Genomic DNA, 12,650 nt, shown 5'->3' with positions numbered 1-12,650 from the left:
GAGTATCATATATTCATGCAGGTAAACATTTTTTGAAAGAAATATCTTCTTAAGCATTGGGGAACAGATTTTGTTTACATTTTTATCATCACCCGTACAAAAAACCTGGAAGTCTAAAACCAATGCATTAAAATTCTCCTGAATACGTTAATTTTGACCCATAGTTATCATGGAAGGATTTCTCGTTTCAGCGCGCAAATACAGACCTCTTAAATGGTCTGACGTTATAGGTCAGGAGCACATCTCTAATACCTTGAAAAATGCTTTATCTCAGGGTCAGGTAGCACATGCCTTTCTTTTTACCGGACCAAGGGGTGTAGGTAAGACTACTTGCGCAAGAATTCTGGCCAGGGTTCTGAATTGTGAAAATCCAAGCCCTGAGTGGGAACCTTGTAATGTCTGTAAGACTTGTCAGGCATTTCAGGAAAACAATTCATTCAACATTATAGAGCTCGATGCCGCCTCAAATAATGGGGTAGAGGACATGAGGGCATTGGTCGAGCAGGTAAGATACCAGCCCCAATACGGAAAGTTTAAGATCTACATCATAGACGAGGTGCACATGTTGACTTCCTCGGCATTTAATGCCTTTCTAAAGACTTTGGAGGAACCACCACCCTATGCAAAGTTTATTCTGGCCACCACCGAAAAACATAAAATTATTCCTACCATTCTGAGTCGGTGTCAGGTTTATGACTTCAGAAGAATTCAGGTCAAGGACATCATACATCAGTTGGAAAAAATCTGTGAAGTGGAGTCCATTCAAGCAGATCCTGAGGCCTTGTATTTAATTGCTCAGAAGGCAGATGGGGCGATGAGAGATGCCCTTTCCATTTTCGACCGCATCACCAGTTTTTCAGGCAAGAAGCTCAGCTACAAAGATGTTGCGGACAATCTGAATGTCCTGGATCAGGATTACTTCTTTAAGTTCTACGATGCCTTTTTGACAGAAGATGAACAATCGGCCTTTCTATTGTATGATAAGATTTTGAAACTTGGTTTTGATTCAGAAGTATTATTGGAAGGTTTGGGTCTGCATGCCAGAAATCTTTTGGTGTGTAAGAGTCCTGAGATGGCTTCCCTTTTTGAAGGAAGCGAACATACCAAATCGAAATATCTATCACAGGCTGAAAATTACAGCAGATCTTTTCTGATGACTTGTTTGGAAAGTCTCAACGAATCTGAAATTAACATGGGAAGGGCACGCAATAAAAGACTTCATGTAGAGATTTTATTGAACAGACTTTGCCAATTTAGAAATCTGGTAACTATTGGATCCGCATTGTCAGCAGCTATTCCCCCTGAAAAAAAAACTCCTGAGCTGAACAAAGAGCCTTTTCCAAATAAATCATTGGATAGCGTACCAGCTGATTTATCAAATTCCGCTCAACAGACTCCTCGCACTAATACCACCCTAGATCAAGAATCAAAAAGCACTTTGGGTGCTGATGTTCCAAATATACCGGTCAAAATAACTCCCTCACCTATCACTGATCAAGCCAAGAATCCCGGACCTGCTGCTGCCAGTTCTATTCCGAGGTTGGCCGACCTGAAAATGATCAAGGAAAAGATTGCCCAGGACGAAAAAATCCGGCAGGAAAACAAAATGGAATTTTCAGAGGAGAGCGTCCGCATTTTTTGGGAAGGGTGCATCCAGGAACAAAAATCAAATTCCCTGCTCGCTTACATGAAGCAAGCTAAAATTATAATTGCTGAAAATCAGGTTAACTTTTTAGTGGGGTCAGTACTCGCTCAGGAAGCACTCAGATCAGAGCTTAACCTGGAGGAAAAAATTAAATCCTTTTTCAGAGAAGTGGGTATCCGAATGAGTGTCGAAATCGATCCGGAAATGGCCCAAAAGGAAGATTTGGTCAAACCAAAAGTACTCTATTCGGCTAAAGAAAAATGGGATTTACTTTATGCCGTAAATCCTGAGATCGAGGAACTCAGAAATGTGCTTGAACTTAAAATTGATGAGGATTAATTTTTTTTATTGCCGAATAATCTGATGCAAAACTTTCATTTTGTTTTAAAAAAATTTCAAGAATTAAGTCCTTATGAATTGTATGAAATCATAAGACTTAGAGTAGAGGTATTTGTAGTCGAACAAAATTGTGTGTACCAGGATTTGGACAATAAAGATTTGCATGCCCATCACCTGATGCTCTTTTTAGAATCAGGGGAATTGGCAGCCTATACCCGCATTTTACCCTCAAAAATTTCCTATCCTGAATATCCTTCGATAGGTAGAGTAGTAAGTGACTTTAAATTTCGAAGTCAGGGTTTTGGCCGACGGGTAATGGAGGAATCCTTGCACCAAATGGAAAAATTATTTCCGGGCCAGGCCATTAAGATTTCTGCACAATCCTATCTGCTTAATTTTTATTCGGATTTTGGGTTTACACCCGTTGGGGAAGAATATATGGAGGACAACATTCCGCATACTGCTATGATCCGGCACTGAGTCTGGATTATTTGATAAAATGGGATTTTGAAAATCAAATTGGAGAACTTTACTTCAAAATCTAAGCATTAAATGTTTAACACTTTTCTGGCAGTATCCAGCATTTGGATTACTTCATCGGCATCTTTACCCTGAGCATAAATACGGAGAACAGGTTCTGTACCGGAAGCCCTGAACATTAACCAATTGTCATGGTCAAAATAATATTTATAACCATCTACATTTTCAAATGACCTGGTGACGTAATTCCCCCATTTTTCAATTACTCCTGAATTAAGAACTTCCTTGACATTTTCCATTTGGTCAGGCCAGAGTTTAAGATCCAGACGGTCGTAAGCAAATGGGCCAACGATTTTATAAATTTCATCGATTAATTGAGTAATTGTTTTACCGGACAATGCAACAAATTCCAAAACAGTTAAGGCAATCCAAATGCCATCGCGTTCAGGAATATGTCCTTTTATAGCCAGCCCTCCTGACTCTTCACCTGCTACCAACACATCACCGTCAATCATGTGTTCTGCTATGTATTTAAATCCGATTTTGGTAATTTTAGTTTGGAGTCCAAAATGATCAGCGAGTTTCTTGAGTTTATTGGTAACAGAAAAACTAACGACTACGTCTCCCTTCATTCCCTTGTTTCCCGCAAGATAATAGAGCAACAGAAGTAGAATGTGGTGAGAGTCGACCAAATTACCTGAATCATCCAACATCGCCACACGATCCGCATCGCCATCATTTGCCACGCCAAGATATTTACCCGGATTTGATTTTAGGAAAGATGAAATCTCGATTAGATTTTTTGGAATGGGTTCGGGCGGCGTATCCATGAATCCTGGATTCCACTCGCAGTGAAAGGCCTTAAGATTCGGAAAAAGTTGTTTCATTACGTCCTGGCCTGCACCATACATGGCATCATAAGCCAATTGGGTGTTTTTGTTGATTTCATCCAGGTTAAAACGATTTCTAATATGGGCAAGGTAGTTTTCATGGAGTGGCACGACTGTTATCAATCCCTGAGACAAATACTGTTCATATCTTTCAAGGGAAGGCGAATATTCTTCCGGAATACAGGCTTCCACTTCTTCAATTTGAGCAGGAGGAGTCGGTCCCCCATAGGATGATTTCAATTTGTAACCATTGTAGGAAGGAGGGTTGTGGCTCGCGGTAATTACGATTCCAAGATCCACTTTATGGTGTACTACTCCGAGGGACACCATTGGGGTACTTACAAAGCCATCTGCTACCAGCACCTTGATGCCATGCGATGCCAGGACACGTGCAGTTTCTTCCAGGAACAACCGACCACCAAACCTGCAGTCGTGGCCTATTAAAGCAGACTTCAGTCCGTTATTTTTCATCCACAAAGCGGTTCCCAAACTCACCCTCCGAAGGTTTTCCAGGGTATAATCTTCCGCAATTATGGCTCTCCAACCGTCTGTCCCGAATTTTATTTGTGCAGATTTTCCCATCACAACATGATTTTCATCCTCAAAGATATCAGTATCCGACCAAATCATACATTTCTGCACATATTAAAAAATATTTATATATATTCGTGCGATTTTTATATGGTTACAGATAATTACCGACAAAAGGGACTCAGGAAAAAGCTGGTTGCAGAATTGGCCTCCAAGGGAATAAAGGACGAACAGGTTTTAGAAGCCATTCTTAAAGTGCCCAGGCATGCTTTTTTGGATAAGGCATTTGAAGAGTGGTCCTATAAGGATCAGGCTTTTCCAATTGATTGTGAGCAGACTATTTCGCAGCCCTATACAGTGGCTTTCCAAACGAGTTTGCTCAAACTTATTAAGGGGGAAAAAGTCCTTGAGATTGGTCTGGGTTCAGGTTATCAGGCATGTGTCCTGTTTGAAATGGGGGCCAAAGTTTACTCTATTGAACGGCATAAATATTTGCACGACAAGACTGCTCAAAGGTTAAAACATTTGGGATATATGGGTATCCGTACTTTTTATGGGGATGGATTTTTGGGTTTACCCAGGTTTGCACCCTTTGATAAAATTCTGATCACAGCAGCATGTCCGGAAATTCCATCCAAACTTTTGGAACAATTAAAGCCGGGAGGTTTGATGGTCCTGCCACTTGAATCAGGAGGAGGAGTTCAAACCATGGTTAGAATCATTAAAGAACTTCACGAAAATTTCACAAAAGAAGACTTTGGGCACTTTAAATTTGTCCCAATGCTTAAAGGTATAGTATAAATATTAAAAAAAACTTAAAAAAAAGTGTATTGTTTGGAACTCTTTTTCTTACCTTAGAGTTTCTTTTACAGTATTTCATTCATTTCATTTCCAAGTTACACAAATCATCAGAGGTGCTCAGCCTTAAAAGATGGGTTGAGAGTCGTTGTTTTTTTTATAACATATTAAAAAATATAGGTATATATATTTTAATTTATTTATGTTTTGAAATTTGATTTTATAATTTGAAAAATTTGGTTATATGAAATTTTTTTACAGTATATTTGTTGCTCATTTTCAAAGAGTTATTTTGTCATCTGTAAAATATTTTTATATCAGCATTGTCCTTCTTTTAATGGGGGAAATGAAGTTAGTAGCTCAAATTAACCACAATAATGATAAATCAGAAACCACCCAATGTGTAACAGACCTATATCACGATGAATTAACAGCTTCATTTGAAAGGAGAAGGTCAATTATAGAGCAGAGAACTCGTAAAAGAGGTTCTAATGGGAATTTCGAAGTACACTTTTATGTGGATACCTCCTATGAAAGAAGAAGAGTAGGAGCATACAACAAGAATAATGAAGTCATTACTTACATGAATACATTGTCCAATGGCATCATTAATAAATTTAATACCGCTGCCCCAAATTGGGATGTCAATAAGGAACTTACCGTAACTTTTTATGATTCTCTAACCCCCTTCAACTACGGAAATGGCATCGTAGAAACTTTGGAGAATTTTCTGGATTGGCTCATAGTAAATAATTTTCCAGGAGACGATGACATGTATATTTTTTACACAGGAAAATATTCCAATGTGGGCGTTACTTATTTGGGCACTCTTTGCCTTCCTGGAGTTGCGTTAGTGGGTTTTGTTAATAGCCAAAATCCAAACGAAGCTTTGTCAAGTCATGAATGGGTTGGTCATTCTGCAAATTCTATACATTTCGACAGTGTGTCGAATGTAATGAAATCAACTAATGCAAGCTTTCCATGGCACATTCATTCTCTGGAAGAGGTGGAAGATTATCTTGATTTTTCCAGTTGTGTGAATAATTTTCAGGCTCCTCTTGGAATTCAAGATATTGAGTTAAATGCAGTCTGTACATCAAATGGATCTATCATGCGTTGGTCAGTTTTCCAAGTGGACGAAGGGGATCGTTTTTATATTCAATCAAGTACCGATGGTGCGTTGTGGTACAATGTAAAAGAAGTGGAAGCTGGTAAGGAACTGAATTATGAAACTTCATTGGAATCCACTAAAGTCGGAAAATTACAATACAGAATTAAATTAGAAAATAAATCAGGGTTGCAAATTCATTCTAATGTAGTTATTTTGGATCCTTGTGAAGTTTCAAGAGGCTATTATATACAGCAAAACACACTTTACAATCCAAATCATGAAAAGATTCAGATTATTAACTTAAGTGGAATTGAAATTATTAACTCCAGTGATGATGAATTGGATTTAAGTTCATTGCAAGGGGATGTGATCTATTTTGTCAGAACCAACGGTAGAACAGAAAAACTTTTTTTACACTAGTTGTTTTTCAAAATTCAAATAGTTTTATTTGGTTTATTTACTCTAAACTTAAACACATTGTGATTAGGTGAAGTTGTGTCTCTTGTTACTAAAACCAATTGACTACATTTGCCCCACAACATTACTGAAAACAAATCCTGCAATTTATTCAATAATCATTTCTGCAAATGATTAATCAAGTTAAATATCAATAAATAATTTTACTTGTAAAATTATCTTTTGGCATGATGTTTTAACTTATTCAGAAAAGATTCAATGTCATGCAAAAGATTTGATTCTGCATGATTGATTTTTCTTATTTGGGTGGCAATTTCCTTGCAGGTATGCATGATGTTATCATGAGTAAGTGGGTCAAAATGAGCAGCATGTTCGAGGGCATATTCTTTAAATTCATTCAAGGCGTCCTCAGAACTATATCCCTCTTCATCAAGCCATTCAAAAATAGCTTCGGTTTCTATTCCTCCATCGGTATCAAACTCATGTTTTTCATCATCGGTTTTTCTCCAAATTTTCTCTATCTCTTCATGAAGTTTGTTGAATTCAGAAAGTGCCACCTTGCCATCAATTTTGGCAACGGCATAAAAAAGGTAGGCAATCTTTTCATAGAATTCTTCCGGTTTACCCATATAATCGATTTTTTTGATTTGGTTTAGCGATTCAGTCTTTACCTAAATATTGTTTGGCTGCAAATTTAGAATAAGTTTTGGGCATTCACCGGATTGGTTTTATGGATTTTAGAATTTGAATAAATTAGCTTGCTTAGGTTGCTTTCTACTGTGCGTTGAACATTCCATAAAACACTGTACAGCAGTATTCTTCGTATTGGGTATTCCATGCTGATTCATTTTAGTTAAAATTTCGAAGATCCTATTTCCAAAGAAGTGAATTTTCCGGAATGAACCTAAGTGGCTGCATTTTGATCATTTCGATTATCTTCGCAAAAAAAATCCTAACCATGTATTTTAATCTCTCAGAAGAGCATGAAGCCGTAAGACAAGCTGCACGAGACTTTGCACAGCAGGAACTCTTACCCGGAGTAATTGAGCGGGACGCTCAAATGAAGTTTCCTACTGAACAAGTAAAGAAAATGGGTGAGATGGGTTTCCTCGGTATGATGGTATCCCCTGAATATGGAGGAGGTGGAATGGACACCCTTTCCTATGTCCTGGCCATGGAAGAGATCTCGAAAGTAGACAACTCTTGTTCTGTGATTATGTCTGTCAATAATAGTTTGGTGTGTTGGGGTATTGAGAAAATGGGAACTGAAGAACAGAAACAAAAATATCTTCCAATTTTGGCTTCCGGAGAGTGGATAGGCTCATTTTGTCTTTCCGAACCGGAAGCAGGCAGCGACGCTACTCAACAAAAAACCACCGCCATAGATTGCGGGGACCATTATTTACTGAATGGAACTAAAAACTGGATTACCAATGGAGGTAGCTCATCTGTTCACTTAGTGATGGCTCAATCCAATCCCGGTTCAGGACACAAGGGCATATGTACCTTTATCGTAGAGACTTCCCTGCCGGGTGTAGTAATTGGGGCCAAGGAAGATAAGCTGGGAATCAGGTCTTCAGATACACATACCATTCTCTACAATGACGTTAAGGTACCAAAAGAAAACTTACTCGGACCGCCGGGGAATGGATTTAAATTTGCCATGCAGACCTTGACCGGAGGAAGAATCGGGATTGCCTCTCAAGCTTTAGGAATCGCTTCAGGAGCATATGAGTTGGCTTTGAATTATTCAAAAGAAAGAAAGACTTTTGGGAAACCAATTTCTCAGCATCAGGCGATCGCATTCAAATTGGCCGACATGGCTACTGAAATAGAGGCAGCCAGACTGATGGTGCACCGGGCAGCCTGGATGAAAGATCAGGGCATGGATTTTGGTGTAGCGGCCTCCATGGCAAAACTCTTTGCCTCGGATGTAGCCATGAAACACACGGTCGAAGCCGTTCAGATTCATGGGGGCTACGGTTTCGTAAAGGAGTATCACGTTGAGCGTCTTATGAGAGATGCCAAAATTACCCAGATCTATGAGGGAACTTCTGAGGTACAAAGAATGGTTGTATCCAGGGCTATACTCCAGGGTCAACTTTATCAACCCATGTGGAGCAGCCAATAAATAATGATAGAACAATCCTTGCGCATCGGCACCTTTGCCGGAATACCGGTGAAGATTCACTGGTCTTTCCTTTTCCTATTCGTTTATATCCTGGGCAGCGGGCTGATGGCCGGAACCAGTCTGGACTTAATTGTAGTCGAAATGGTGTTCATGCTGTGCATGTTTGTCTGTGTGGTCCTGCACGAATTTGGACATGCATTGACTGCACGTCGCTACAATATAAAGACCGAAGACATTATTCTATTACCCATTGGTGGGGTGGCCAGGTTACGCAATATGCCTGAAAAACCGTCACAGGAACTCTGGGTAGCCTTAATGGGTCCTGTAGTAAACTTGATTATAGCAATCGTCATTTTGACTTATTTGTTGGTTCGTTATGGAACAGCTATTCTGGCTCCAGATTTAGAAGTGCAGGATAGTTTTCTCACCTGGGAAAATTTTATTCCTACCTTGATGGTGGCAAATATATTCCTGATGATTTTTAATTTGATTCCCGCGTTTCCGATGGATGGCGGGCGAGTACTCAGGGCTTTACTGGCGATGAGGTTAGGTCGACTCAGTGCCACCAAATGGGCAAGCAGAATCGGACAATTTATCTGTTTGTTGTTGATTGGTTATGGGATTTATCAGGAAGCGTGGGTGATGGTTTTTATTGGGGTCTTCATTTTTATGAGCGCCATGCAGGAATATAAAAGCGTCGCCATGGATGATGTGGTAAAAAATAAAACCATCGGAATGATGGCCAGGAAGGTAAATGTTTATTTACCCGATTACCAGTCTCTTCAAGAATGCATGGACTTGGTCATCCGCAATGGATTGGCCAATTACCTTGTCATGGATCTCGAGGGCAATTATTGTGGAACTGTCTCCACTTATAAAATTGTGAAATTGCAAAAAGAAAATCCTGCACTAAGAATCAAAGATATTTATCATCCTCAGCTCACTTATATGAAGCCCTCAACACCCTTGATGGAAGCTATGCAGACCATTAGGGGCGGGCAACCCGTTATTTTAATCGAAGAAGAGGAAGGAGGACTTTCCTACATCGATGGCGAAGTCATTGAACGGTACATGATGTTGGAAGGGAGGGCTTAGTCTTTTCTGATAATATCCACTTACAACTGTTGACGATCTTAAAAAATCTAAGAGGTCATTTCTTCTTTTTCAATCAGGCTTTTATCATTGTTTCTTACCGAATTAACCCTGTCTGACACCGGATATGCATCCATCAAATCGTCTGGAAATGGTTTAATCATTTGAATCAGATCTTCACCTGAATGTTCACCCGTATCCAGCCAAAACCGTTCTTCTTCTTGCAGCAACATAGCCGGCATGCGATCATGGAGGGGTTGCATGAATTTATTGGAAGGCAGCGTGATGATGCTGAAACTGGTGATGACTTCCCCCTTATCGTTTTTCCATCGGTCGTATATACCCGCCATAGAGAATAGTCCAAATCCTTTTATTCCTATGCGATGTGGAATTTTGTGTTTGTCAGGTAGCAACCTCCACTCGTAAAAACCATCCATTGGTACAAGGCACCTCCGGTGAAGTAAAGCAGATTTAAAGAAAGGTTTTTCCAGCAGGCCTTCCACCCTGGCGTTGATCATTTTTGAACCTATTTTGGCATCCTTTGCCCATGAGGGAATCAATCCCCATTGGACAGGTCTGAAATGCCTTTGGTCTTCCTGAAGAATAACCGGAAGCTTCTGTGTAGGAGCAATGTTGAAGTTTGGTAAAGGATTATACCGTTCGAGGTCCTCTGAATAGAAAGTAGAACCAAACCTTTTCTCCAGATCTTTTTCAACTTTGGTCAATGAACCCCTACCACACATAACATGAATAATCTGTGTTGGTGAATCAGTTGAAAGTAGCTAATGAGCTCAGATCCTATTGCATTTTTATAAATGCAGCCTGACCTTTTACTTTAAGATTTTTAACTGTTTTTTCAGCCGCCTCTCTGGAGTCATATTGACCGGCTACTGCGCGATAATATTCCTCATTTCCGAAGACCCTTTTGGCTGCTGTTGCATACCCAAGACTTTTAAGTTTGGACACTTGTTTTTCGGCGTGTGAAGGCACAATAAAACTACCGGCTACGACATAGTACTTTCCGGATTTGCTGGTAGTTGCTGCGGCATTGCTTTTTACCACTTCTTTTGATTTAGTAGCAGAAGTAGTTGTTTTTGCTGATTTGGTTGTTTCAGCTGCTTTAGCTGTTTTAGTCGCAGCAGGCGCAGCTTTACTTTCGGATTTAGTCGAATTGGCCAGGTTTACGGATGGTAAATCATCGGAACCTGACGAACTGCTTTTTACGGCTTTACCGGTATTGGAAACTGCTTTAGCCACAGGAGAAGTATTCTCTTTCGGTGCGGAAGCAGTCGAACGGTTATTTGTATTGCCTGAATAATCAATGGATCCATTGTCCGGTTCGGTGATACCAACCTGATTTGGAAGTTCACCGGTAAGCCCCAGAATTACTGAATCTTCTGCGGTCATGGGAAGGTTTTGTGAAGAAATGGCAGTATCAACAAACATGCTGTCCAACATTTCGGTCGTAGGCTCCATATCTGCAGGGGTCTTGAATCTTTTATACATCATTACCGAAATGGCAACTACTAAAAGTACAAGTAGCAAATAAAGGAGTACGCGGATCAAATTCTTCATTTCCATAATATATTTTGATGCAAATATACAACATATTACAAATTATGAAAAAAAAGATATGTAAATTATCAGTTAATGGTTTGCCACGGTCAGGCAACAATGCAAAGCTTTAAAACGCTGGATCATAAATTTAAGCTGGCTGTCTTTTGTTCCAAATTCAAATGGATAAAATGCCCAAATAGCTCAGAATTTATTTTTTCAGCAAGGGGACGTTGATAGATTTTCGGAATGGAATTTTCGAAGTTAAAACTATGTTAAAATGAAAAATCCTAAAAACAGTCAAACAGACAAACTCGTTTCCGTTACAATTGCACAAATAAAATCAGTATTATGAGAGATTTATTATCATACGTTTTGGCTGGCCTTTTTGGCGGTCTTTTGGTTTTTGGTGGCATCCAATATTATCATCCTAATGATTCCCAAAATGGTCTTGGGTCCGGTTACGCAACTCCGGTTGCCACAAAGGTTAATGAATCACCGGCCGTGAATCCGACTGTTGGACCTGATTTCTCAATAGCTGCCGAAAAAGCACTGAACGTTGTGGTGCAGATCAACGCCCAGGAAAGTGAGCGGGTGGTTAAGCAAAAAGAGTCTGAACTTAAACGAGATAATCCGTTTTTCAATCACCCTTTATTCAGAGATTTTGACATGCGTTCATTTGGCTTTGGAATGCCTTATTATCAGCAAAAGAAGGGAAGTGGAAGCGGTGTGATCATCTCAAATGATGGGTATGTCGTTACCAACAACCATGTGGTTGAATTTGCGGATGAAATTGAGGTAATTTTAAAAAATGGTAAAAGCTACAAGGCCCAGAAAATTGGAACCGACGCACGTACAGATCTGGCAGTGCTTAAAATAGAAGAATCAGGATTGCCGGTTCTTCAAATGGCCAATTCTGATCAGATAAAAGTAGGGGAATGGGTGTTGGCAGTTGGAAATCCATTTGGATATCTTACTTCGACCGTTACTGCCGGAATTGTGAGTGCCAAGGGAAGAGATCTGAACATCATTGATGAGAATCAGGATCAAGATTATTATTACGGCCAAAAAGCGCCTCAAAAAGGAATTGAAGAATTTATCCAGACAGATGCCGCTGTTAATCCAGGCAATAGTGGTGGGGCATTGGTAGATGCACAGGGAAGATTGGTTGGAATTAATTCAGCCATTGCTTCAAAAACAGGATACTACAGTGGTTATTCATTCGCCATTCCGGTTAACCTGATGAACAAGGTGGTAAAAGAACTCATGACCAACGGGACTTTTGAAAGGGGAAAATTGGGAGTAGTGGTTTCTGAAATTGATGAAGAAAGTATAAAAGAATTGAACCTTTCTTCAAAAGAGGGCGTTGTAATAGAGAATCTTGAGGATAATAGTTCAGCAAAATATGCAGGTCTACGTCAGAAAGATGTGATTGTTGGGGTGAATGACAAACCGATTAAAAACTATGAAGATCTCCAGAAGGCAATCGGTTTGACCAAGGTAGGAGAAACCCTCAACATAAAGATCATCAGAGACGGTGTAGCCAAAGAGGTGGCAGTAAAGATTCGCAAAGGAGTGTAACAAGGTTTTTGTAGCTTTCTATAAAGTTGGTTTTTCGTTTTGTTTGAAGGTCCCGGTCATTTATGGCCGGGATTTTTTTTG

General features: G+C 39.7%; 12 protein-coding genes. 7 read left to right on the top strand and 5 right to left on the bottom strand.

The features are described 5' to 3' along the window. The first annotated feature begins 169 nt into the window (after window positions 1-169). Entirely contained in the window at window positions 170-1,984 is a 1,815-nt protein-coding gene (gene dnaX, locus IPJ53_17260; GenBank protein ID MBK7800852.1) for a DNA polymerase III subunit gamma/tau, read from the top strand. A gap of 24 nt (window positions 1,985-2,008) precedes the next feature. Continuing rightward, a complete protein-coding gene (locus tag IPJ53_17255) occupies window positions 2,009-2,464 on the top strand; it encodes a GNAT family N-acetyltransferase (protein ID MBK7800851.1) in 456 nt (151 codons plus the stop codon). 68 nt (window positions 2,465-2,532) lie between these two features. Here IPJ53_17255 and IPJ53_17250 read toward each other — a convergent pair whose 3' ends face one another. Next, on the bottom strand, window positions 2,533-3,936 hold the full coding sequence (locus IPJ53_17250; protein ID MBK7800850.1) for a phosphoglucomutase/phosphomannomutase family protein: 1,404 nt from the start codon (window positions 3,934-3,936) through the stop codon (window positions 2,533-2,535). A 99-nt stretch (window positions 3,937-4,035) separates the two neighbouring features. On the opposite strand from IPJ53_17250, the gene IPJ53_17245 reads away from it, so the two are divergent. Next, window positions 4,036-4,686, top strand: coding sequence for a protein-L-isoaspartate(D-aspartate) O-methyltransferase (locus IPJ53_17245; GenBank protein MBK7800849.1), 651 nt, complete (start codon window positions 4,036-4,038; stop codon window positions 4,684-4,686). Between the two features lie 241 nt (window positions 4,687-4,927). Beyond that, complete coding sequence (locus tag IPJ53_17240; protein ID MBK7800848.1) at window positions 4,928-6,214, top strand: hypothetical protein; 1,287 nt, start codon at window positions 4,928-4,930, stop codon at window positions 6,212-6,214. A gap of 212 nt (window positions 6,215-6,426) precedes the next feature. Here IPJ53_17240 and IPJ53_17235 read toward each other — a convergent pair whose 3' ends face one another. Together IPJ53_17235 and IPJ53_17230 are read right to left on the bottom strand one after the other, a co-directional pair. Next, window positions 6,427-6,840, bottom strand: a complete 414-nt coding sequence (locus tag IPJ53_17235; GenBank protein MBK7800847.1) for a hypothetical protein — start codon at window positions 6,838-6,840, stop codon at window positions 6,427-6,429. 65 nt (window positions 6,841-6,905) lie between these two features. After that, on the bottom strand, window positions 6,906-7,049 hold the full coding sequence (locus tag IPJ53_17230) for a hypothetical protein (GenBank protein MBK7800846.1): 144 nt from the start codon (window positions 7,047-7,049) through the stop codon (window positions 6,906-6,908). Between the two features lie 120 nt (window positions 7,050-7,169). Here IPJ53_17230 and IPJ53_17225 point away from each other — a divergent pair, with 120 nt between their 5' ends. Both IPJ53_17225 and IPJ53_17220 read left to right on the top strand, forming a co-directional pair. Then, window positions 7,170-8,342 (top strand): acyl-CoA dehydrogenase, encoded by a 1,173-nt coding sequence (locus IPJ53_17225; GenBank protein ID MBK7800845.1) that lies wholly within the window; start codon window positions 7,170-7,172, stop codon window positions 8,340-8,342. Window positions 8,343-8,345: 3 nt separating this feature from the next. Beyond that, on the top strand, window positions 8,346-9,437 hold the full coding sequence (locus tag IPJ53_17220) for a site-2 protease family protein (GenBank protein MBK7800844.1): 1,092 nt from the start codon (window positions 8,346-8,348) through the stop codon (window positions 9,435-9,437). 47 nt (window positions 9,438-9,484) lie between these two features. On the opposite strand, the gene IPJ53_17215 is transcribed toward IPJ53_17220, so the two are convergent. Beyond that, window positions 9,485-10,177: an SOS response-associated peptidase gene (locus tag IPJ53_17215; GenBank protein MBK7800843.1), complete on the bottom strand. Its 693-nt coding sequence runs from the start codon at window positions 10,175-10,177 to the stop codon at window positions 9,485-9,487. A 55-nt stretch (window positions 10,178-10,232) separates the two neighbouring features. Further along, a complete protein-coding gene (locus IPJ53_17210; protein ID MBK7800842.1) occupies window positions 10,233-11,009 on the bottom strand; it encodes an SPOR domain-containing protein in 777 nt (258 codons plus the stop codon). A gap of 330 nt (window positions 11,010-11,339) precedes the next feature. Here IPJ53_17210 and IPJ53_17205 point away from each other — a divergent pair, with 330 nt between their 5' ends. Further along, window positions 11,340-12,569, top strand: a complete 1,230-nt coding sequence (locus tag IPJ53_17205; protein MBK7800841.1) for a trypsin-like peptidase domain-containing protein — start codon at window positions 11,340-11,342, stop codon at window positions 12,567-12,569. Window positions 12,570-12,650: the final 81 nt, after the last annotated feature.

It is taken from the genome of Candidatus Vicinibacter affinis, assembly GCA_016714365.1.
Taxonomy (GTDB): domain Bacteria; phylum Bacteroidota; class Bacteroidia; order Chitinophagales; family Saprospiraceae; genus Vicinibacter; species Vicinibacter affinis.
The sequence above is the reverse complement of the archived record's forward strand: the minus strand, read 5'-3'. Positions and strand labels throughout refer to the sequence as shown.

Coding starts and splice junctions, on each gene's coding strand:
- IPJ53_17220 (MBK7800844.1), top strand. CDS start 8,346: ATGATAGAACAATCCTTGCGCATCGGCACCTTTGCCGGAATACCGGTG.
- dnaX (MBK7800852.1), top strand. CDS start 170: ATGGAAGGATTTCTCGTTTCAGCGCGCAAATACAGACCTCTTAAATGG.
- IPJ53_17225 (MBK7800845.1), top strand. CDS start 7,170: ATGTATTTTAATCTCTCAGAAGAGCATGAAGCCGTAAGACAAGCTGCA.
- IPJ53_17235 (MBK7800847.1), bottom strand. CDS start 6,840: ATGGGTAAACCGGAAGAATTCTATGAAAAGATTGCCTACCTTTTTTAT.
- IPJ53_17245 (MBK7800849.1), top strand. CDS start 4,036: ATGGTTACAGATAATTACCGACAAAAGGGACTCAGGAAAAAGCTGGTT.
- IPJ53_17215 (MBK7800843.1), bottom strand. CDS start 10,177: ATGTGTGGTAGGGGTTCATTGACCAAAGTTGAAAAAGATCTGGAGAAA.
- IPJ53_17250 (MBK7800850.1), bottom strand. CDS start 3,936: ATGGGAAAATCTGCACAAATAAAATTCGGGACAGACGGTTGGAGAGCC.
- IPJ53_17255 (MBK7800851.1), top strand. CDS start 2,009: ATGCAAAACTTTCATTTTGTTTTAAAAAAATTTCAAGAATTAAGTCCT.
- IPJ53_17210 (MBK7800842.1), bottom strand. CDS start 11,009: ATGAAGAATTTGATCCGCGTACTCCTTTATTTGCTACTTGTACTTTTA.
- IPJ53_17205 (MBK7800841.1), top strand. CDS start 11,340: ATGAGAGATTTATTATCATACGTTTTGGCTGGCCTTTTTGGCGGTCTT.
- IPJ53_17230 (MBK7800846.1), bottom strand. CDS start 7,049: ATGGAATACCCAATACGAAGAATACTGCTGTACAGTGTTTTATGGAAT.
- IPJ53_17240 (MBK7800848.1), top strand. CDS start 4,928: ATGAAATTTTTTTACAGTATATTTGTTGCTCATTTTCAAAGAGTTATT.